This is a genomic window from Phyllobacterium sp. P30BS-XVII (assembly GCF_014138335.1).
Lineage (GTDB): Bacteria > Pseudomonadota > Alphaproteobacteria > Rhizobiales > Rhizobiaceae > Phyllobacterium > Phyllobacterium meliloti.
In genome coordinates this window covers 419,482-439,949 of sequence record NZ_JACGXO010000003.1, presented here as the reverse complement: position 1 = coordinate 439,949, position 20,468 = coordinate 419,482, and the positions used below count along the sequence as shown (strand labels likewise).

Genomic DNA, 20,468 nt, shown 5'->3' with positions numbered 1-20,468 from the left:
TTTCCCCTTATGCTTTCGTCAGCCTTTCACGATATTTGTCAAGGATTACTGCAAGGATAATCACAAATCCGGTGATCATCTGCCGCATGAAATCGCTCAGACCCAAAAGAATAAGACCATTGGCAAGCACGCCGATGATACAGGCGCCAAGCAGCGTGCCGACAATGCTGCCACGCCCGCCACTCAGGCTCGTGCCGCCAATGATGACAGCGGCAATCGCATTGAGTTCAAAGCCGATGCCGATGATCGGGCTCGCAATGTTGAGGCGGGCCATGTAGATGATCGCGCCGATGCCGACGAGTACGCCGCAAATGGTAAAGGCGGCGACCTTGTAGAAGAATACATTGTGCCCGGCGAGGCGGGCCGCTTCCTCATTGTTGCCAATGCCGTAGAGCACGCGGCCGAACACGGTTTTGGTAAGGACAAACCAGCCAATTGCCACCAGCACCAGCGCAATCAGGAACAGCAGCGGGATGCCGTAGAAGGTTTTCGAACCGAAGGCATTGAACGCTGCCGGGAAGGAATAGATCGTGGAGGCATTGGTCACCTGTAACGCCGCACCGCGCGCGATGTTGAGCGTACCAAGCGTGACGATGAACGACGGAATGGCCCAGTAGGCGCTGATCAAGCCATTGAGCAGGCCGAACCCGATGCCCGCAAGAATAGCGCTGATGGTTGCCAGAAACACCGCCATGACAGGATCAAGCCCCGGCAGGGTCATGACCGTGCCCGCCACCACGGCGCAGAAGGACAGGACAGAGCCGACGGAAAGATCAATGCCACCGATGAGGATGACGAAGGTCATGCCGATGGAAAGCACCAGATTGATCGTCACCTGCGTCAGGATATTGGTGACGTTGCTGGAGGACAAAAAGTGCGGCGTGAAGGAAAACACGATGATCAGCGCGATCAGCGCAATGCCGATACCCGCCTCGCGCAACACTGTTTTGGTCGTGGTTGCGATGGTTCTGCTGCCCGTGGGCGCCGTGGTCAAATCAGTGGTGTCCATGGTTGCGTTCGTCCTTATAGGCAAAGTTCAAAATGCGCTCTTCGGAAAAGTCCGCGCGTGCCACTTCACCGGCAATGCGGTGTTTCGACATGACAAGAATCCGGTCGCTGAGCGTGATAAGTTCAGGCAGTTCCGACGAAACGATAAGAAGGGCGAGACCTTTTTCCGCAAGGCCGCGCAGCAGCGCATAGATTTCCGCCTTGGCGCCCACATCAACGCCGCGCGTCGGTTCATCGAGCAGCAGGATTTTCGGATCGTTCGCCAGCCATTTGGCCAGCACCACCTTTTGCTGATTGCCGCCGGAAAGGGTCGAAACCGCATCGGAGGCGCCGCCATATTTCAGCTTGATCTCGCCGCCGAGCTTTTGGGTCAACAGCGTCTCCGCGCGCTTGTTGAGAAGGCCGAGGCGCGAGACTTTGCGCAGGCTCGCCAATGTCACATTGGCTGCTATCGCCATATCAAGGATCAGACCCTCTTCCTTGCGGTCTTCGGTGACAAAACCGATACCGTCGCGGATTGCCTGCTTGGGGTTCTGGTAACGGCGCGGCTTTCCATCCCGTTCCAGCGTGCCGGAAAGGGGCAGATCAGCGGCGAATATTGAACGCAAAAGTTCCGTGCGGCCGGAGCCGACGAGCCCGGCAATGCCAAGAATTTCGCCATAGTGCAGATCGAAGGAAATGCCTTCCGCATGGGGTGAGGCGGGGTGGCGCAAACCGCGCAAGGAGAGGGCGGTGCGGCCGGTTTTATCCAGATCACGCGCGGCGGCCATGGCAGCGGCAAGCTGGCGTCCAACCATATTGGTAACAAGCTGATCCGGTGTGGTGGCTGCAATATCCGTCGTCATAACCGATTGGCCATTGCGCAGCACCGTCACCCGGTCGCAGATGGAGAATACTTCATTGAGATGATGCGAGACAAACACCACAGCCACGCCCTTGGCCTTGAGAGCAGCAATAATCTCAAAGAGCCGCTCAGTCTCGCGCGCAGTCAGCGTTGCCGTTGGCTCATCAAGAATGAGAATGCGGCTTTCACCCATCAGGGCGCGGGCAATTTCAACGAGCTGGCGATGGGCCACGCCAAGGGATTCCACCGGACGGCGCACATCGACATCACCAAGCCCGATGGCATCGAGCGCCTTGCGCGCTCTGGCATAGAGTGTCGGGAAATCGACCATGCCGAATGCTTTGCGTGGCATGTCCTCAAAGCAGATGTTTTCGGCAACAGAGAGATAGGGCAGGAGATTGAACTCCTGATGCACCACCTGAATGCCTGCCTTCTTGGCATCGCCAGGTGTATGCGGATCATAGGCCTCGCTATCAAGCGCAATTGTGCCCGCATCGCGCTGGATGATCCCGCACAGGATCTTGATCAGTGTGGACTTGCCCGCACCATTTTCGCCAACAAGCGCATGGACTTCGCCCGGGCGCAGCGAAAAGCTGACGCCATCAAGCGCGACCACGCCGCCAAAGCGCTTTTTGACGCCCGATAGCTCAAGCACCGGTTTTTCGGCAGCATCCGCCAATGCCGGGGCCGTCGCACCTGCCATTTGCACATTTTCCATGATTTTTGACCCGGCTGGCGGCTGCGCAGATGAGCACAGCCGCTGTTTGACCGTGTTACTTCACATCATCAGAGGTGACGAGTTTGATCTCGGTCTTGACCCAGCCTTCCAGCGGCTTGCCGCCAGCCACAACGCCGAGTGCCTTGTCGATGGCATTGGCGGCCATCTGCTGACCAAACTGGTCAACGGTGGCCAGCAGCTTCTTTTCCTTCAGGAGCGGCTGTACGGCAGGGATATTGTCAAAACCAACGACTTCGATCTTGCCGGTTTTACCAGCCGCTTCAATGGCCTTGACCACACCAAGCACCATGGAGTCATTGGCAGCCATCACACCCTGAATGTCAGGATGGGCGGTCAGCATGTTGGAGAAAACCGTATTGGCTTCTTCAGTTTCCCAATGGGCGGTGCGCGAGTCCAGAAGATCAAGCTTGCCCGCAGCAACGGAGTCCATGAAACCAAGCTTGCGCTGGGCGGCATTGTCAGCACCGGGATTGCCTTCGATAATGACGACCTTCGCACCGGCACCCAGCTTCTTGGCCAGCGCATCACCGGCCATCTTGGCGCCTTCGCGATTGTCAGGGCCGACAAAAGCCAGCTTCAGGCCAGCTTCTTCCTTGGCCTTGTCGTCCAGCGCCACGTCGAAATTGACCACGGTAATACCGGCATCGACAGCGCGTTTGATTGGCGGAACGAGGGCGCGGGAATCGGACGGCGCAACAACAATGGCATCAACCTTCTGGGTGATGAAGCTCTCGATCGCGTTGATCTGCGTCTCGACATCGGTCTCGGACTGCATGCCAACGGCTTTAAGCGTATAATCGCCACGCTTGGCCTCATGCGCCTTGGCACCCTCAAGCATGTTCTTGAAGAATTCATTGGCAAGCGATTTCATCACCAGCCCAACAACAGGCTTGTCAGCAGCAAAGCTTGCGGCAGGCATGGCGAGCGTGCCGACCAGAATGCTGGCGGCAATAAGATGTGCGAATTTCATTGTATTCCTCCCAGAATAACAAAAGACGTTCAATTGTTTGCCATGTCCTCCAACAGGGCGATGAAACGTTTCATCAAATGAATGGAATGAGAAACGCCTCGCGATAATAGGAGCCCGAACATCACGATCTTGTCAAGATGAAACGTTTCATTTGGTCAAATCAGCAGTTTAGCAGGTGGTTTGCATGAAAATGGTTCGTGGTTCGATATAAACGACCATGAGGGGCGTGGGTGGATGCAATGATAATCGCTGAGGGTGCAGAACTTGCCCCCGTACCTCACCTCTCTCCGTTATCCTCGGGCTTGACCTGAGGACCCACGGCAAAAGAGATCAAACCAAACTGAATGCTCGCGCATTTTAAATTATGGGTCCTCGGGTCAAGCCCGAGGATGACGGAGAGGTGGGTGCCCGAGGATGACGGAGAGATGGGTGCTTGGGGTGACGCAGAGAGGTGAGGTACGAGGGCAAGGCCCGCACCCTTGACGATGACCTCAGCGTTGCATCACCCCTCTCCCTCATGGTGAGCTTGTCGAACCACGAACCACGAACCAAGAACCACGCTCGATTGATCTGCCAACCACCCTCAATCAGGTAGGGGGCAAGTCAAAGATAATCAGCCACGCGATTAACCGCCCAGTGGTAAAAACTGCCCTCCAGCGGAGGCTGATTTGTCGGGCCCTTTTTATGGATGTGGAATCCGATGAAATCAGGATGATTGATCGGCTCCAGACCATAGGCGGGATCAAAAATCTTGAGGGCGTCGCGCCCGGTCCAATAGTAGAAGTTTTCCTTCGGCGCGGCATTCTTGAAGAAACCGTAGCGCTTGGCCATGCGCGATATGCCGTCATTGGCAAACGCGGTAATACCGATGGTTGCGGGTGTGATCTTCTGACCAGTCAGGCGGAACCATGCGGGGCGCAGGACGCGGCGGCGAAAGCCAAGCCATGGCGGAACGATGACCGTTCCTTCCATATATTCGTCGAACTCCCTGATGACAGGATTATCCGGCGGCAGATACATGGCTGATACACCAAGGCGGAAATAGTTTTCCCGCGCAAGGTAAGGCTTGTCGGTATCGGGGTGAAATTGCTTCAGCAGATAAATGTCCGTATCGAGCCAGAAACCTTGCTGCTTCTTCATCAGCGTGACGCGAAACAGATCGCTGAACTGGCCGATGACGCGGCTGGCTTTTGCAATATTCGGAAAATCCGGGTCGATACGCTGGAAATACTTTTTATCCAGAATGGTCGCGGCATCGTGAAGCTCGACACCCTTGGGCAGGTTTTCGATTTCTTCAAACGCGTAAAGTTTCACGCGTTGCCCGGTCATCGCCATGGATGCCAGACAGACCCGATCAACTTCCCGCAGGCGCGGCCCATACCAAAAAGTACAAATGTCCATGAAATCAATTCCGGAACTTCTGGTGAATTCAAATTCATTAATTTTCACAAGCATCTAGGAGAGATGATCATTTCGGTCAATCGTAATGTATGTGTAATGTTTGGCTAAAACGACTACCGCCGACGGCGTCCTGATATAAATGATCTCTGATTGGCGGTTCCGGCAGTGAATTTTGCTGGATCAATTTTCCACAGATCGGCTTTTTTGAAAAAGTCAGACTCTTGCTTTCAACTTCGCTGGAATGATGTTCTTATATTTCAGACGTTCGCAGCAATAAATTGGCGTGAATTTGCCTTGCCTTGTGAAACCATCCTTTTCTTCATGCAGGGCGTTCCACTATGGTTGCCGCACGGTTCGGCAAGTCGTAAGAAGCCGAAAAATTGGATCGATATTTGTTGCGGTGAACATCTGGAAATCGAAGCGGAAACCGGGGCAACCCGGAGGTTTTCGAAACACAGTGGCCCGAAAAGCAGTGGATAGTATTTTCATGACCAAGAGCCTGACGCACCTTCAGCGTCTTGAAGCCGAAGCAATCCATATTTTCCGCGAGGTTGCCGCGACATTTTCCAAGCCGGTGATGCTGTATTCCATCGGTAAGGACTCTTCCGTCATGCTGCATCTGGCGATGAAGGCCTTCTATCCGGCCAAACCGCCATTTCCTTTTTTGCACGTCGACACCACTTGGAAATTCAAGGAGATGATCGCGTTTCGTGATTCAGAAGCAAAGCGTCTCGGCTTTGATCTGCTGGTTCACAGCAATCAGGAAGGCATCGATCAGGGCATCAGCCCGTTCGTACATGGGTCGAACACCCACACCCACATCATGAAAACCGTTGGCCTGCGCCAGGCGCTCGACAAATATGGCTTTGACGCAGCCTTTGGTGGTGCGCGGCGCGATGAGGAAAAGTCCCGCGCCAAGGAGCGTATTTTCTCGTTCCGCAATGCCCAGCATTCCTGGGACCCGAAGAACCAGCGTCCTGAGATGTGGAAGATCTACAATACCCGTGTTGCCAAGGGCGAATCCATCCGCGTTTTCCCCATCTCCAACTGGACCGAACTCGATATCTGGCAGTACATCCTGCAGGAGAATATCCCGATTGTTCCGCTCTATTACGCGGCCAAGCGGCCGGTGGTGGAGCGCGATGGTATGTTGATCATGCGTGATGATGAGCGCATGCAATTACTCCCCGGCGAAGTGCTTGAGGAAAAGCTCGTTCGCTTTCGCACGCTGGGCTGCTATCCTCTGACCGGTGCAATTGAATCCGATGCGGTGACGCTGCCGGAGATTGTCAGCGAAATGCTGATCGCCCGCACATCCGAGCGGCAGGGACGTCTGATCGACAAGGACGAAGCGGGATCAATGGAGAAGAAGAAGCGCGAGGGCTATTTCTGATGAACACTATTGCCCCAATCAAGGCTTCCGCTGCCGAGGAAATCCGCGCCTATATGGCCGAGCAGGAAAAGAAATCGCTGCTGCGCTTTCTCACCTGCGGTTCAGTTGATGATGGCAAGTCGACATTGATCGGCCGTCTGCTTTATGACACCAAGCTGATCTTCGAGGATCAGCTTGCCGCGCTGCAGAATGATAGCCGCAAGCACGGCACCAATGGCGAGGATATTGACTTTGCGCTGCTGGTCGATGGGCTTGAGGCCGAGCGCGAGCAGGGCATCACCATTGACGTTGCCTACCGCTTTTTCTCGACGCCGAAGCGCAAGTTCATTGTCGCCGATACGCCGGGCCATGAACAATATACACGCAACATGGCAACCGGCGCGTCCACTGCTGATCTTGCCATTGTGCTTGTCGATGCGCGGCAGGGCATTTTGCGGCAGACACGCCGCCACAGTTTCATCGCTTCGCTGCTCGGTATCCGCAATATCGTGCTGGCTATCAACAAGATCGATCTGGTTGACTATTCCCAGGAGATTTTCGACAGGATCGTTGCCGATTATCAGGAGTTTGCCGATAAGCTCGGCTTCCAGTCGATCCAGCCCATTCCGCTGTCGGCGCGCTTTGGCGACAATGTGATCTCCGCCTCCGCCAACATGCCCTGGTACAAGGGACCGGCGCTGCTTGAGCACCTCGAAAATGTGCCGCTTGCGGATGCGGATGAAGAGCGTCCGTTCCGTTTTCCGGTGCAATATGTCAACCGGCCCAATCTCGATTTCCGCGGTTTTTCCGGCACCATAGCTTCGGGTGTCGTTGCGCCGGGTGATGAGGTTGTCGTAGCCAAATCAGGCAAATCCTCGCGGGTGAAGCGCGTTGTCACGCAGGATGGCGATCTCGACCGTGCGGTTGAAGGGCAGGCGGTAACGCTGGTGCTGGAGGATGAGGTTGAAGTCTCGCGCGGCAATATGCTGGTAGCGCCGGGTGCGCGTCCTGAGGTGGCGGATCAGTTTGCCGCGCATCTCGTCTGGTTCTCCGAACATGCGTTGATTCCGGGCCGCTCCTATATCCTGCGCACGGAAACCGATCAGGCGACGGCGACGATCACCGATCTCAAATACCGAATCGATATCAACAGCTTCGCGCAGGAGGCGGCCAAATCGCTTGACCTCAATGAGGTGGGCGTCGTCAATATTTCGGCGCAGGAGCCGATTGCGTTCGATCCCTATAAGTCGAACCGCTCCACCGGTTCTTTCATTCTCATCGACCGCCTCACCAATGCGACTGTTGGCGCCGGTATGATCGACTTCGGCCTGCGCCGTGCATCCAATGTGCATTGGCAGGCACTTGATGTCAGCAAGGCCTCGCGCGCCGACCAGAAGAACCAGAAACCCGCGGTAATCTGGTTCACCGGCCTGTCCGGCTCTGGCAAATCGACCGTTGCCAACCTCGTTGAAAAGCGCCTCTCATCACTCGGCAAACACACCTATATTCTTGATGGCGATAATGTGCGCCATGGGCTTAACCGTGACCTTGGTTTCACCGAAGAAGACCGGGTGGAAAACATCCGCCGCGTCGGCGAAGTCGCCAAGCTGATGGTGGATGCGGGCCTGATCGTGCTCGTTTCGTTCATCTCGCCTTTCCGGTCGGAACGCCGCATGGTGCGCGAGCTTCTCGGTGATGGCGAGTTTTTGGAAGTCTTCGTCGATACACCATTCGAGGAATGCGCCCGCCGCGATCCCAAGGGGCTCTATGCAAAAGCCTTGCGCGGCGAGATCAAGAATTTCACCGGCGTCGACTCGCCCTATGAAGCGCCAGAAAATCCTGAACTGCACCTGCATACGGTTGGCCGCACGACCGAGGCTCTTGCATCGGAAGTGGAAAAGCTTTTGACCGACCATGGTATTATTTTCAACTACGATCAAAGTTCGTGGTCGATTTAGTGGTGGTGCCAAGCTTGACCACCATCAACCACACCACTCTCCTTACCATCCTCGAAACCACCGCCATATCAGCCGGACAGGAAATTCTGCGCATTTACGCTGAGGGTTGCGACTTCGAACTGAAGGACGACAAATCACCGGTGACGAAGGCTGATCATGCCGCCGAAGCGATCATTCAGGCGGCGCTCATTAAAGCAACGCCCGATATTCCTGTGGTTGCGGAAGAGGAAATCTCCGGCGGCCATGTGCCCGGTGATCTTGGTGCGCGTTTTTATCTGGTCGATCCGCTTGATGGCACGCGTGAATTCGTCAGCCGCAACGGCGATTTCACCGTGAATATCGCGTTGATTGAAAAAGGCGCCCCGGTTCTGGGTGTTGTCTATGCGCCTGTTCGCGGCGTTCTGTTCACGGGTGGAGACACCGGTGCGCAGGAGGTAACGGTGGGCGAGGGCGGTAGCATTACTGCACGCAGGGCAATTTCCTGCCGCCAAGTGCCCGACACGCTGATTGCCGTCGCCAGCCGCTCGCATCGCACGCCGGAAACCGATGCCTATCTTGAAAAGTTCAGCGTGACAGACTGTGTTTCCGTCGGCTCATCGCTGAAATTCGGGCTGTTGGCGCGGGGCGAGGCGGATATCTATCCGCGTTTTGGCCGGACGATGGAATGGGACACGGCAGCCGGTGATGCAGTTTTACGCGCGGCGGGCGGTGTCACACTGACGCTTGACGGCAATCCACTAACCTATGGCCGCCGCAATCAGGCCGATGATGCTGATTTCGCCAATCCAAATTTTGTCGCTTGGGGAAAGCTATAGCCAGTTTTCGATTTGGAGACCGGGGACGCGGTTGAACTCTTTCATATTGTCGGTCACCAGTACCGTGCCGGTCGCGCAGGCGTGAGCTGCAATCAGAAGATCATTGGGGCCGATCGTCTTTCCTGCCGCCTCAAGCTCATTGCGGATGCGGGCATAATGCATGTCCGCAGGGCCTTCAAACGGCAAAACGTCGATAATCGACAGCAATTCTTCAATGCGCGCGCGCAAATGTACGGAGCCCTTCTTGTCTACCCCATAGCGAAGTTCTGCTGCCACGATAATGCTCGTGCAGACCGTTTTGCTATGCTGCCTGACCTTCTCCGTTAAATGGCTGTTTTGGTGGCGTATCAAACCTGAAATCATATTGGTGTCGAGCATGTGGGTATGCGTCATAGGTCGATCTCACGCAGTGGGAGCAGCCCTTCGTCGACATCAGGAAACTCGTCAGCGAGTGGTTCGAGATTTGCCAGAAATTCAATCAAGGACCGTTGTTTCACAGGCTCGATAATCAGCCGGTTGCCCTCACGGTGCATGATTGCGGTATCGCCCGGCATTTCAAATTCCACCGGGATTCTCACAGCCTGATTCCTGCCATTGCGAAATAATTTTACCTGTCGTTCCTGCATGGTGGAATCTCCTTTTCTGGCATATGCCTAAGCATAGGCCTAGATAGGCAATTTTGCAAGAATTGCTACCCCGGCCGTTTCCTCAACAGCACCGTCACCACAAAAAACGCACCGATGGAACTGGTGACAATACCGATGGGTAGTTCCTGTGGTGCCAGCAGCAAACGCGCGGCGAGGTCGCTCAGGAGGATCAGCGTTGCACCCAGCAGGGCGCAGGTCACAATCAGCCCCGCATGCAGTTGGCCCGAAAAACGCCGGGCAATATGCGGGATCATCAGGCCGACGAAACCGATGACACCGGCAACCGACACAAAAATCGCGGTTGAGAAAGCGCAGACGATGAACACCGTGTTGCGGATGCGTGTCACCCGGATGCCAAGGCTTTCCGCCGTGTTTTCGCCCGCCAATAGCGCATCCAGATTGCGGTGGTTGTAAAGCGCGTAGATGAGGATCGCCGCAAGGCCGACAAGCGCCAGCGGCAGGTTTTCCCAGCGGGCAAGGCCGAGGCCGCCAAGGGTCCAGAACATCACCGAATGGGCGGCGCGCTGATCACCGGCAAACACCATATAGTTGGTCAGCGCTGCAAAGAGGAACGAGACGGCAAGCCCCGCAAGGATCAGCCGTTCCGGCCCCTGTCCCTGCACGCGCCGCACCAGCATGAGCACGACAATGGCCGCCAACATGCCGCCGCTGAATGCGGCAATCGGCAGGGTCCAGATGCCGAACCGGTCGCCGATGATTGTAATCACGCAGACCGCTCCCGCTGCCGCGCCATTGGAAAGGCCGAAAAGGAATGGATCGGCGAGATCATTGCGGGTGACGGTTTGCAAGAGCGCACCGATAATGCCGAGCCCGGCGCCCACGCAAATGGCGAGGATCACCCGCGGCAGGCGCAAATCAACAATGATCTTGCCAACAGGACCCTGAACAGCGGTATCGGAGAGCCCGGAGGCATGGGCAAGCGCGCGCAGCACGTCACCGAGCGGGATAACCGTTGCCCCATAGGCAATGGAGATGAGGGCGAGAGCCAGAATGGCCATCACCCCCACGATAAGCATCAGATGCTGACGGATAGACGGAAGCACTCAGAATGCTTCCGGGTGCATCGCCTTGGTCATCTTGATGATTGCCTCGATATTGGCGGGGCCGGGCGTCAGTTCCGCATAGCGCAGGGCGACGAAGCGATTGTTCTTCACCGCGTCGGTTTCCTTCATCGCCGGATGCGATTTGAGGAAGTCGAGCAGTTTCTGGTAGCCCGCATCATCCTGATAATCGAGGAGCACGAGGAACTCAGGATTGCGTGTGGCCACGGTTTCCCACGAGGTGGTGCCCCAGCTTGTGTCGAGATCGGCCATGATATTGCTGCCACCGGCTTCGCTGATCATCGCCGTCGGAATGGCGAATTTGCCTGCGGTGAACGGCTTGTCCTCGCCTGAATCATAGAGGAACACGCGGGTGCCGCTCTTGTCGCCGATCTTGGTCTTGAGGCTGGCAAGCTCGGTCTTCCAGCCGCTGACCAGCTTGTTTGCGTCATCTTCCTTGCCGAAAATCTTGCCCAGCTTTTCCATGTCGCCGTAGAGCAGGTCCATGGTGGCGGCTGGCCGGTTCTTGTCGAGATGAATGCAGCTTTCGGTCAGCTCAAGCGTCTTGATGCCATGTGGCGCAAGCGTATCGGGCGTGACTTCGCCACCGGGTTTCATGCCGTAATTCCAGCCCGCAAAGAAAAAGTCGGGCTCAACGGCGACGAGATTTTCCAGCGTCGGATATTTGGGTGCAAGTTCGGGGATGGAACCCTGCTGCTTTTTGAAAGCGTCATCCAGCTTGTACCAGCCTGTAATGCCCGAAACCCCGACTATGGAGGGTTGCAGGTGCAGAGCAAAAGCCATTTCGCTCATATTGATGTCCTGAATGACCGCGCGCTTGGGAGCGACATCAAAGGTCAGCGGCTTGCCGCAGCTGTCAACGGTAACAGGAAACGCCCATGCGGGCGCAGATAGCGCCGACAAAGCGAGGGCGAGCAACGTTCTTTTCATCAAATTCTCCGTAGCTGAGCAGATTGTATTGTTGTTGTTGGTTCCGGTGCTTCGAACACCATGAGGTCGCGATCCTGCGATGGGTGGCGCAGGCGCAATACGTCGAGATCAAAGACATCGCTGACAATGCGCGGCGTCAGTGTTTCATCCGGCGTGCCAATGGCGACCAGCTGCGCGCTGTGCATGACAGCAACATGGGTGGCAAAGGGCGCGACAAGCGGCAGGTCGTGCAGCACGGCGATGACAGTCACGTCGAGCCCGGCGACAAGCGCCAGCAATTCGCTGCGCGCTTTCGGATCGAGGTGGTTGGTGGGTTCATCCAGAAACAGAATATCAGGCTGCTGGGCAATCGCACGAGCCAGTTGCACGCGTTGCCTCTCACCACCGGAGAGCGAACCTATGGGGCGGCGGGAAAACTGGGCAACCTTGGCACGCAGCAGCGCCTCCGCCACGATATCGCGATCTCCGGCCCTGGTCAGAGCGCCCATATGCGGAATACGGCCAAGCGAGACATAATCCTCCACCAGCAACTGATGGTCAGGCGCATCGGTCTGGCCGACAAAGGCGAAGCGTCTTGCCCTTTCTCTGGGTTTCAACCGGTCAATAGGTGTGCCTTCGATATAAACATTGCCGGAGGAGGGCCGTAGCAGACCCGCCAGCATGCGCAGCAGCGTGGATTTTCCGGCGCCATTCGGGCCGATAATGGCGAGCCGCGAACCTTGCTCAATATCGAGCGAGGTTTCGTCGACGAGCGTCTGGCCGGAGGTGCGAAATGTCACGTCGTCGGCGCGCATGACGATGTTGTTCATGGGCTGATGATGTCCGTGACTGCAGGCAAAACACATGGTGCTGGGTCCCAAATCGGTAAACTCTGTCGTGCCATATCAGGCACACTGTTCTCGTATAGTAACGTTATAACATTGGTCAATGCCTGCCGTGTCATAGATGTGCAGGAATTCGCGCGAGTGTCTTGTCGTAAAGGCCAGGCGGGCGCTGCGACGCCTGGGACCAGCCGTCATCGAGGCGCTGATACATCCGGGCAAAATCGATAAGGTCGGCAAAGTTGGCGTCGGGGCAGATATCGCCGAAGAGATATTGCGCCTTGTCAGGCGCGCGGAATGCCACGGTGCAGGGATGTCCGCAGCCCGCCATGCAGCCGACACCGCGTACCTCATAGGCGGGATCGCCATTAAGTTCCGCTGCAAGCCTGTCGACAAGGTCCTGCCCCGGTCGTGCGCCGTCGGAAGCCTTGCACAGGGTGCAGACGATAATCTGGTGGTTCGGCCTGCTCATGCCTGTCCATTGCCTCAAAGACAGGGGTTGGGGGAACGCAGCCAATGCACCATCGCGACAATGCGGGAGAGACATCGCATCGCTCCCGGCACACCCCGTCCGGTTCGAATTTCAATTGAGATGGCAGGTCTCCTGGCTCGCGGGTCTCAGCTTTGCCTTGCCTTCCCGGTCTTTCAACCAGTGGCATGTCAGGCATCGCTCACCGCTTACAGTTGCGGGGGCAGCCACGGTCTCGGTCCCTTTTGGGTACGCCTCACCGTGTTCCCTTTTCATCCCCGGCGTTGTCTTGCCGGAGAAACCATCGGCGCGGATGCTATGCGGCCAGCCCCGCCGTTGCAAGCACGTTTATGCGGCAATTTTTGACGCTGCCAAAATTTTTGGCAAATGAAAGATTTCAATTGGCTGACAACTCGGTAGAGTGCTTGGAGTATTTGTGGAATCGTAGCTTTTGAGGCGACATGGCAATTCACGCAGCAGTCTATCACCTGACGCACTACAAGTATGACCGGCCCATCATGCTCGGGCCGCAAATCATCCGGCTCCAGCCAGCGCCCCATTCGCGAACGAAAGTTCTCAGCCATTCCCTGAAGGTCAGTCCGGCCAATCATTTCGTCAATCTGCAGCAGGACCCCTACGGCAATTTCCTTGCCCGCTTCGTTTTCCCTGAACCGGTGACGGAATTGAAGATCGAGGTCGATCTCATCGCTGATATGACCGTCTATAATCCCTTCGATTTCTTTGTGGAGCCGGTCGCGGAGACGTGGCCGTTCAACTATCCGCAGGAAATCAGCGATGACCTGTCGATCTATATGAAGCCGGAACCAGTGGGGCCGCTGGTTTCGAACTTCCTCGCAACGATTGATCGCAGTCCGACCAATACGGTGAATTTCGTCGTCGATCTCAATGCGCGCATCCAGCGGGAAATCGGCTATGTCATCCGCATGGAAACCGGTGTGCAGGAGCCGGAGGCGACGCTTGGCCTGCGCTCTGGGTCGTGCCGCGATTCAAGCTGGCTGCTGGTGCAGGTCCTGCGCAATCTCGGGCTCGCTGCGCGCTTTGTTTCGGGCTATCTCATCCAGTTGAAGCCTGATCTCGTTGCCATTGATGGCCCTGCCGGGACAGACAAGGATTTTACCGATCTGCATGCCTGGTGCGAGGTCTATCTGCCCGGTGCCGGCTGGATCGGCCTTGATCCGACATCGGGGCTTCTGACCGGTGAAAGCCATGTGCCGCTGGCCGCCACCCCGCATTACCGCAACGCCGCGCCGATTTCCGGTATGGCGGAGTTTGCCAATGTCGAATTCGGCTTTGATATGCGGGTTGACAGGGTTTCCGAACATCCGCGCATCACCAAGCCGTTTTCGGATGAATCATGGAATGCGCTCGATGCCCTTGGCGAACAGGTGGATGCCATCCTCAAAGAACGCGATGTGCGGCTGACCATGGGCGGCGAACCGACATTCGTCTCCATAGATGATTTTGAGTCAGGCGAATGGAACACTGATGCCGTCGGCCCCACCAAGCGGGAAAAGGCCGACAAACTGATCCGGCGGCTGCGCGAGCGTTTTGCGCCCGGTGGCTTCCTGCATTACGGGCAGGGCAAATGGTATCCCGGCGAAAGCCTACCGCGTTGGACGTTCTCACTCTACTGGCGCAAGGATGGTAAGCCGATCTGGGTCAATCCTGACCTGATCGCGCCTGAGAACAGCACGGCAGATGTGAAGCCTGATGATGCCGGAAAGCTTCTGCTGGCGCTGGCGGATGAGCTTGGCGTTGAACAGGAGATGGTGGCCCCCGCCTATGAAGACCCGGCCGAATGGATCGTCAAGGAAGGCAATCTGCCTGATAATGTCGACCCCTCCAATTCCAAGCTGAAAGACCCCGAAGAGCGCAGCCGTATTGCCCGGGTTTTTGAACGTGGGCTCACCGAGCCAAGCGGTTTTGTGCTGCCGGTGCAGCGCTGGAACAGCCTTGCTTCCGGGCCGCGCTGGCGCAGTGAAAAATGGACGACGCGTCGCGGTAAGCTGTTTCTCGTGCCGGGGGATTCGCCCGTGGGCTACCGCCTGCCTCTCGGTGCGTTGCCGCATGTGCCGCCGTCGGATTTTCCATATATCGTTCCGGTTGACCCGTCAGTCGAGCGCGGTTCTCTGCCTGACCCGGCACCACGCGCCACGCAACGCGCGCCTGAACATCCACTGACCGTTGCGTCTTTCACAGCGGCTGAAGGCAATCAACAGGAGCGGGTGGAGCAGGAACTGGGCGAAATCGGCGGCGCAGTGCGCACGGCCATATCGGTTGAGCCGCGCGATGGACGCCTGAGCGTCTTCATGCCGCCGGTTGAGGCACTTGAAGATTATCTGGAACTGGTCGCCGCTGCCGAAGCTGCCGCGCACAGGCTTGGCCTGCCTGTGCATATTGAAGGTTACAGCCCGCCGCAGGATCATCGCATCAATGTCATCCGCGTTGCGCCTGATCCCGGAGTGATCGAGGTCAATATCCACCCCGCAGCCAACTGGCGCGACTGCGTGGAGACAACCACCGCGATCTACGAGGAAGCCCGCCAGACCCGACTGGGCGCTGACAAATTCATGATCGACGGTCGCCATACCGGCACCGGCGGCGGCAACCATGTGGTTGTTGGCGGCGAAACGCCCAATAACAGCCCGTTTCTGCGCCGTCCCGATCTTTTGAAAAGCCTTGTTCTGCATTGGCAGCGCCATCCATCGCTGTCCTACATGTTTTCAGGCCTGTTCATCGGTCCGACCAGTCAGGCCCCGCGCTTTGACGAGGCGCGGCATGACAGCCTGTATGAACTTGAGATCGCCCTGGCACAGGTGCCGCGACCGGGTGAAGGCACGCCGCCTTTGCCATGGCTGGTCGATCGGCTCTTCCGCAACCTCCTGGTGGATGTCACCGGCAATACCCATCGTTCTGAGATTTGTATCGACAAGCTGTTTTCGCCCGATGGCCCCACCGGGCGGCTCGGTCTGGTCGAGTTCCGTGGCTTTGAAATGCCGCCCAATGCGCGTATGAGCCTTGCCCAGCAATTGCTGATCCGCGCGCTGATCGCCCGGTTCTGGAACAATCCGATACAGGGCAGTTTCGTGCGCTGGGGCACGTCATTGCATGATCGTTTCATGCTACCCGCCTTTGTCTGGCAGGACTTTCTCGATGTGCTCGCTGATCTGCGCGAGAACGGCTTTGATTTCCGCCCGGAATGGTTCGAAGCGCAGCTGGAATTCCGCTTTCCCTTCTGCGGGGAAATCGAGAATGAAGGCGTCAAGCTGGAGATACGTCAGGCGCTCGAACCATGGCATGTCATGGGCGAACAGGGCGCGATCGGCGGCACGGTACGCTTCGTTGATTCATCCGTGGAGCGGCTTCAGGTCAAAGTCGATGGCTTTAACCCGGCCCGTTACAGCGTTGCCTGCAACGGGCGCGAAGTGCCGCTGAAAATGACCGATAAACAGGGCACAGCGGTGGCTGGCGTGCGCTACAAGGCATGGCAACCGCGCTCCGGCCTGCATCCCATGATCCCTGTCAATACGCCCTTGGTGTTCGACATTTACGATCAGTGGTCGCAGCGTGCCATTGGCGGCTGCGTCTATCATGTCGCACACCCGGGCGGGCGCAGCTATGATACGTTCCCGGTCAATTCCAACGAGGCTGAGGCGAGGCGGCTTGCACGTTTCGAGCCGCGCGGTCATACAACAGGTGGATATGAATTGCGCCGGGAGCAACCATCAGGTGAATTCCCCATGACCCTCGACCTGAGAAGGCCGCGCCATTGAGATTGTGGAATTGATAGTGACGAGGTTTTCACCCCCTCTGGAGGGGGTGAACGCTGAGGGTGCGTGGTTCGACAAGCTCACCATGAGGGAGAGGGGTGGTGAAGGGAGTCAAGTTCTGCAACATTGGTGATCTGCAATGCTGGCGATTATCGTTGCATCCTCACTCTCCCTCATGGTGAGCTTGTCGAACCACGCACCACGCACCACGCTTCAACAACACACCATCTCATGCAGCAATGAACAATTAGGAATATAAAGCACACCAATGTCACAAAGCGTGAAAGCAAGCCCTCTCTCCAGCCTCCTTTCCAGCTATAAACCGCTGGCGGGGGTGGCGGATGAGATGATTGATCCCAACGGTGCGGTACGCCCCGGTTGGGAAAAGCTGTTGCGTTCGCTCGATACGCTTGGGTCAGACAAGCTCGCCACCCGTTTTGCCCGTGCCAACCAGTATCTGCATGATGCGGGTGTGTTCTACCGTGTTTATGACGAAACCGGCACGCAGGAACGGGAATGGCCGCTTGCCCATATTCCGCTGCTGATCAATGAGGATGACTGGCGCGCCATCACCACAGGGTTGACCCAGCGTGCCGACCTTCTGGAAGATATTGTTGCCGATATATATGGCGATAACCGGCTGGTGCGCGATGGTTTGCTGCCGCCTGATCTCATCGCCTCCAACCCCGAATTTCTGCATCCCGTTGCCGGTGTCAAACCGGCGAGCGGGCATTTCCTGCATTTCTGCGCCTTTGAGCTTGGCCGCGCGCCCAATGGCCAATGGTGGGTGCTGGGGGACCGCACGCAGGCACCATCGGGTGCGGGGTTTGCGCTGGAAAACCGCGTTGCCACCACCCGCGCGCTTTCAGATATTTCCACGGCGATGAATGTTCATCGCCTCGCCGGGTTCTTCAAGGATTTCCGCGATTCCCTGCAAAGCCTGATCAATGATCCTGCTGGCCGCGCGGCGATCCTCACGCCCGGTCCCAACAACGAAACCTATTTCGAACACGCCTATATCGCCCGCTATCTCGGCATCATGCTGTTGGAAGGCGATGACCTGACTGTCAGCAAGGGCCGGGTGATGGTGCGCACCGTTTCCGGCCTGAAACCCATCGATGTGCTGTGGCGGCGCATGGATGCGGCCTATATGGACCCGCTGGAGCTGAAATCGGATTCGTGGATCGGCACACCGGGCATGGTAGGTGCGCTGCGCCAGCGTTCCGTTTCGCTGGTCAATGCGCTTGGCTCCGGCATTTTGGAAACGCGGGCGCTGCTTGCCTTTCTTCCAGCCATTTCCAAGGCGCTGCATGATCGCAGCCTTGCTTTGCCCAGCATTGCCACATGGTGGTGCGGGCAGGAGAAAGAGCGCCAGCAGGTCATCAACCGGCTCGACCAGATGATGGTCGGCCCGGCGCTGTCAACCCGCCTGCCGTTTGAAGATGTTCAGGCAACGGTTCTGGGCTCGGCGCTTGACGATACGGCGCGTCAGGCTCTGTTGCACAGGCTCAAAACCGATGGTCGTGGGCTGGTGGGTCAGGAAGCGGTGAAACTGTCGACGACGCCGGTTTATGTCGACGGCAAACTCGAACCGCGCCCCTTTGTTCTCAGGGTCTTTGCGGCCCGCCACAAGGATGGCTGGAGTTTTATGCCCGGCGGTTTTGCCCGCGTCGGCTTCACGCTGGATACAGCGGCGATCGCCATGCAGCGCGGCGGGCAGGCGGCGGATGTGTGGATCACCAGTTCGGCCCCGGTGCGCCACGATACGCTGCTGCCGCGCGAAGATGATGCTTTCAGGCGCAATGTACCCGGCACCCTGCCGAGCCGCGCCGCCGAAAACCTGATGTGGATGGGCCGCTATATCGAGCGCGCGGAAGCCACAGCACGTATCCTGCGCGCCTGTCATGCCCGCTATGCCGAGACGGCTAATGCAGAACTGCCGCTTTTGACAGAAATGCGCGATCAGCTCAAACCGCTCGGTATTGATCTGGATGAGGCCGTGCCGAAGGGTCTGTTGCGGTCGATTGATGGTGCCATGCTCAGCGCCGGGCGCATCCGCGACCGGTTCTCGCCCGATGGCTGGCTGGCACTGCGCGATCTGTCAAAGACAGTGCATCGCTTTCAGGATGTCGTCTCGCTGGGCGATGATGGCACCCGCGCCATGACCATTATCCTGCGCAAACTGGCCGGGTTCTCCGGTCTGGTGCATGAGAATATGTATCGTTTCACCGGTTGGCGTTTCCTCGAAATCGGCCGCCGGGTCGAGCGCGGTATCCAGATGGCCCGCATTCTGGCCAATCTTTCCCGCCACGAAGCGCCCGAGGGAGCGCTGGAAATGCTGCTTGAAATCGGCGACAGCGTCATGACGCACCGGCGGCAATATAGTGTCTATTCCGGCCGCATCAGCGTGCTTGATCTTCTGGCGCTTGATCCGCTCAACCCGCGCTCGATCATCTTCCAGCTCGATGCGCTGAAAACCGAGTTCAGCCTTCTACCGCAGCGTGATGCCGGGGCGCACATGTCCGCCTTTTCCAAGGATGTGCTGCGGCTGCACACGCAGCTTGCCATCATGGAAGCCGATGAGCTGACCCCTGATAAGCTTTATGATCTCGCCAATGAAATCGGCGCGCTGTCCGATACCATCTCCGACACCTATTTTGCCTGAGGGGATGATTGATGCTGTATAATATCCGTCTGCACCTGCACTATGATTATGAACGCTCCGCGGCGGGTGGCCGCCATCATATCCGCGTTATGCCGCAGACCCTGCCGGGCATTCAGCGCGTGGTGGCCTCGAGCCTGTCTTTCGATCCTTCGGCAGCGGAACGTTCGGATTTTACTGACTTCTTTTCCAACACCGTCACCTCCATCGTTTATCGCAACCCGCATGAAATGCTTGATGTGACCATGACAGCCCGCATCAACGTGGCGCGTCCCCAGAACATGCTGGATGTTTCGCCTGATCTTGCCGGGTTGACCAAGGAAATACGCGGTGTCTGGTCCGTGGCATCCGATGCGCCGCATCACTTTCTCACATCGAGTATGCAGGCCGCCATTGACCCTGATATCACCGGATATGCCGCGAAAAGCTTGGGAACGACACGCACGGTCATGGAGGCGGCGAGTGACTTTTGCAATCGCATCCATGCGGAGTTCGCCTATGATTCCGATGCCACCAATGTGCGCACCACAGCGCGCGAGGCCTTTGATCTGCGTGCCGGAGTCTGTCAGGATTTCAGCCATATCATGATCGCAGGCCTGCGCGGTATCGGCATCCCTGCGGGCTATGTCAGCGGTTTCCTGCGCACCATTCCGCCACCCGGCAAGGAACGGCTGGAAGGCGCCGACGCCATGCATGCCTGGGTACGGGTCTGGTGCGGGCGCGAGGCGGGCTGGCAGGAGTTTGATCCCACCAACGCGATGATGGCCGGCAATGACCACATTACCGTGGGCTATGGCCGGGATTATGCCGATGTGTCGCCCATTGTCGGTGTGCTGAAAACCAGCGGCTCACAGGAAGCCAAACAATCCGTGGATGTGATTCCGCTGGAGTAGGTGGTTGGGGCGCGTGTGGATGGTTCGTGGTTCGACAAGCTCACCATGAGGGAGAGGGATGATGAA

16 protein-coding genes and 1 riboswitch are annotated in these 20,468 nt (G+C 57.3%); of the genes, 6 read left to right on the top strand and 10 right to left on the bottom strand.

The window, feature by feature from the left end; all coding sequences use genetic code 11:
• Positions 1-7: 7 nt before the first annotated feature.
• The 4 genes from FHW17_RS11360 to FHW17_RS11345 all read right to left on the bottom strand — a co-directional run bounded on the left by FHW17_RS11360 (position 8) and on the right by FHW17_RS11345 (position 4,962).
• Entirely contained in the window at positions 8-1,009 is a 1,002-nt protein-coding gene (locus FHW17_RS11360; protein WP_182509878.1) for an ABC transporter permease, read from the bottom strand.
• The gene (locus FHW17_RS11355; protein ID WP_182509877.1) at positions 996-2,555 is read right to left on the bottom strand and encodes a sugar ABC transporter ATP-binding protein; all 1,560 of its coding nucleotides are present in this window, start codon (positions 2,553-2,555) and stop codon (positions 996-998) included. The genes FHW17_RS11360 and FHW17_RS11355 overlap by 14 nt, the downstream gene beginning before the upstream one ends.
• A 70-nt stretch (positions 2,556-2,625) precedes the next feature.
• Positions 2,626-3,561, bottom strand: coding sequence for a sugar ABC transporter substrate-binding protein (locus tag FHW17_RS11350; protein ID WP_091880811.1), 936 nt, complete (start codon positions 3,559-3,561; stop codon positions 2,626-2,628).
• 603 nt (positions 3,562-4,164) lie between these two features.
• A complete protein-coding gene (locus FHW17_RS11345; RefSeq protein ID WP_182509876.1) occupies positions 4,165-4,962 on the bottom strand; it encodes a hypothetical protein in 798 nt (265 codons plus the stop codon).
• A 487-nt stretch (positions 4,963-5,449) separates the two neighbouring features.
• Here FHW17_RS11345 and cysD point away from each other — a divergent pair, with 487 nt between their 5' ends.
• Genes cysD through cysQ form a run of 3 tightly spaced genes read left to right on the top strand, consistent with a single transcriptional unit; the run spans position 5,450 to position 9,107 of the window.
• Positions 5,450-6,355: a sulfate adenylyltransferase subunit CysD gene (gene cysD / locus FHW17_RS11340; protein WP_112527649.1), complete on the top strand. Its 906-nt coding sequence runs from the start codon at positions 5,450-5,452 to the stop codon at positions 6,353-6,355.
• Complete coding sequence (cysN, locus tag FHW17_RS11335) at positions 6,355-8,292, top strand: sulfate adenylyltransferase subunit CysN (protein ID WP_210275861.1); 1,938 nt, start codon at positions 6,355-6,357, stop codon at positions 8,290-8,292. Before cysD ends, cysN begins: the two co-directional genes overlap by 1 nt.
• Positions 8,293-8,297: 5 nt before the next feature.
• The gene (gene cysQ / locus FHW17_RS11330) at positions 8,298-9,107 is read left to right on the top strand and encodes a 3'(2'),5'-bisphosphate nucleotidase CysQ (RefSeq protein WP_348643731.1); all 810 of its coding nucleotides are present in this window, start codon (positions 8,298-8,300) and stop codon (positions 9,105-9,107) included.
• On the opposite strand, the gene FHW17_RS11325 is transcribed toward cysQ, so the two are convergent.
• The 6 genes from FHW17_RS11325 to FHW17_RS11300 all read right to left on the bottom strand — a co-directional run bounded on the left by FHW17_RS11325 (position 9,102) and on the right by FHW17_RS11300 (position 13,059).
• Positions 9,102-9,485: a type II toxin-antitoxin system VapC family toxin gene (locus tag FHW17_RS11325; protein ID WP_113096632.1), complete on the bottom strand. Its 384-nt coding sequence runs from the start codon at positions 9,483-9,485 to the stop codon at positions 9,102-9,104. The two genes, cysQ and FHW17_RS11325, sit on opposite strands and share 6 nt — an antisense overlap.
• A gap of 11 nt (positions 9,486-9,496) precedes the next feature.
• Positions 9,497-9,733 carry an AbrB/MazE/SpoVT family DNA-binding domain-containing protein gene (locus FHW17_RS11320; protein ID WP_113096531.1) on the bottom strand — a complete coding sequence of 79 codons (237 nt, stop codon included), beginning with the start codon at positions 9,731-9,733 and terminating at the stop codon, positions 9,497-9,499.
• Between the two features lie 65 nt (positions 9,734-9,798).
• Positions 9,799-10,791 carry an iron ABC transporter permease gene (locus FHW17_RS11315; protein ID WP_113096633.1) on the bottom strand — a complete coding sequence of 331 codons (993 nt, stop codon included), beginning with the start codon at positions 10,789-10,791 and terminating at the stop codon, positions 9,799-9,801.
• Positions 10,792-10,818: 27 nt separating this feature from the next.
• A complete protein-coding gene (locus FHW17_RS11310; protein WP_182509874.1) occupies positions 10,819-11,766 on the bottom strand; it encodes an ABC transporter substrate-binding protein in 948 nt (315 codons plus the stop codon).
• Entirely contained in the window at positions 11,766-12,575 is an 810-nt protein-coding gene (locus FHW17_RS11305; RefSeq protein WP_182509873.1) for an ABC transporter ATP-binding protein, read from the bottom strand. Before FHW17_RS11305 ends, FHW17_RS11310 begins: the two co-directional genes overlap by 1 nt.
• A gap of 130 nt (positions 12,576-12,705) precedes the next feature.
• Positions 12,706-13,059 carry a DUF1636 family protein gene (locus FHW17_RS11300; RefSeq protein WP_182509872.1) on the bottom strand — a complete coding sequence of 118 codons (354 nt, stop codon included), beginning with the start codon at positions 13,057-13,059 and terminating at the stop codon, positions 12,706-12,708.
• A gap of 104 nt (positions 13,060-13,163) precedes the next feature.
• Positions 13,164-13,377: riboswitch (cobalamin riboswitch) on the bottom strand.
• A gap of 140 nt (positions 13,378-13,517) precedes the next feature.
• Between FHW17_RS11300 and FHW17_RS11295 the strand changes: the two genes are divergently transcribed.
• The 3 genes from FHW17_RS11295 to FHW17_RS11285 all read left to right on the top strand — a co-directional run bounded on the left by FHW17_RS11295 (position 13,518) and on the right by FHW17_RS11285 (position 20,402).
• On the top strand, positions 13,518-16,850 hold the full coding sequence (locus FHW17_RS11295; protein ID WP_113096534.1) for a transglutaminase family protein: 3,333 nt from the start codon (positions 13,518-13,520) through the stop codon (positions 16,848-16,850).
• A 265-nt stretch (positions 16,851-17,115) separates the two neighbouring features.
• Complete coding sequence (locus tag FHW17_RS11290; RefSeq protein WP_182509871.1) at positions 17,116-19,512, top strand: circularly permuted type 2 ATP-grasp protein; 2,397 nt, start codon at positions 17,116-17,118, stop codon at positions 19,510-19,512.
• An 11-nt stretch (positions 19,513-19,523) separates the two neighbouring features.
• Entirely contained in the window at positions 19,524-20,402 is an 879-nt protein-coding gene (locus FHW17_RS11285) for a transglutaminase family protein (RefSeq protein WP_182509870.1), read from the top strand.
• Positions 20,403-20,468: the final 66 nt, after the last annotated feature.

What these genes read in the sequence shown, in the direction of transcription:
- cysD (WP_112527649.1), top strand. Translation starts at nt 5,450, where the DNA reads ATGACCAAGAGCCTGACGCACCTTCAGCGTCTTGAAGCCGAAGCAATC.
- cysN (WP_210275861.1), top strand. Translation starts at nt 6,355, where the DNA reads ATGAACACTATTGCCCCAATCAAGGCTTCCGCTGCCGAGGAAATCCGC.
- FHW17_RS11355 (WP_182509877.1), bottom strand. Translation starts at nt 2,555, where the DNA reads ATGGCAGGTGCGACGGCCCCGGCATTGGCGGATGCTGCCGAAAAACCG.
- FHW17_RS11320 (WP_113096531.1), bottom strand. Translation starts at nt 9,733, where the DNA reads ATGCAGGAACGACAGGTAAAATTATTTCGCAATGGCAGGAATCAGGCT.
- FHW17_RS11300 (WP_182509872.1), bottom strand. Translation starts at nt 13,059, where the DNA reads ATGAGCAGGCCGAACCACCAGATTATCGTCTGCACCCTGTGCAAGGCT.
- FHW17_RS11290 (WP_182509871.1), top strand. Translation starts at nt 17,116, where the DNA reads ATGTCACAAAGCGTGAAAGCAAGCCCTCTCTCCAGCCTCCTTTCCAGC.
- FHW17_RS11345 (WP_182509876.1), bottom strand. Translation starts at nt 4,962, where the DNA reads ATGGACATTTGTACTTTTTGGTATGGGCCGCGCCTGCGGGAAGTTGAT.
- FHW17_RS11325 (WP_113096632.1), bottom strand. Translation starts at nt 9,485, where the DNA reads ATGCTCGACACCAATATGATTTCAGGTTTGATACGCCACCAAAACAGC.
- FHW17_RS11315 (WP_113096633.1), bottom strand. Translation starts at nt 10,791, where the DNA reads ATGCTTATCGTGGGGGTGATGGCCATTCTGGCTCTCGCCCTCATCTCC.
- FHW17_RS11310 (WP_182509874.1), bottom strand. Translation starts at nt 11,766, where the DNA reads ATGAAAAGAACGTTGCTCGCCCTCGCTTTGTCGGCGCTATCTGCGCCC.
- FHW17_RS11295 (WP_113096534.1), top strand. Translation starts at nt 13,518, where the DNA reads ATGGCAATTCACGCAGCAGTCTATCACCTGACGCACTACAAGTATGAC.
- FHW17_RS11285 (WP_182509870.1), top strand. Translation starts at nt 19,524, where the DNA reads ATGCTGTATAATATCCGTCTGCACCTGCACTATGATTATGAACGCTCC.
- FHW17_RS11305 (WP_182509873.1), bottom strand. Translation starts at nt 12,575, where the DNA reads ATGAACAACATCGTCATGCGCGCCGACGACGTGACATTTCGCACCTCC.
- FHW17_RS11350 (WP_091880811.1), bottom strand. Translation starts at nt 3,561, where the DNA reads ATGAAATTCGCACATCTTATTGCCGCCAGCATTCTGGTCGGCACGCTC.
- FHW17_RS11360 (WP_182509878.1), bottom strand. Translation starts at nt 1,009, where the DNA reads ATGGACACCACTGATTTGACCACGGCGCCCACGGGCAGCAGAACCATC.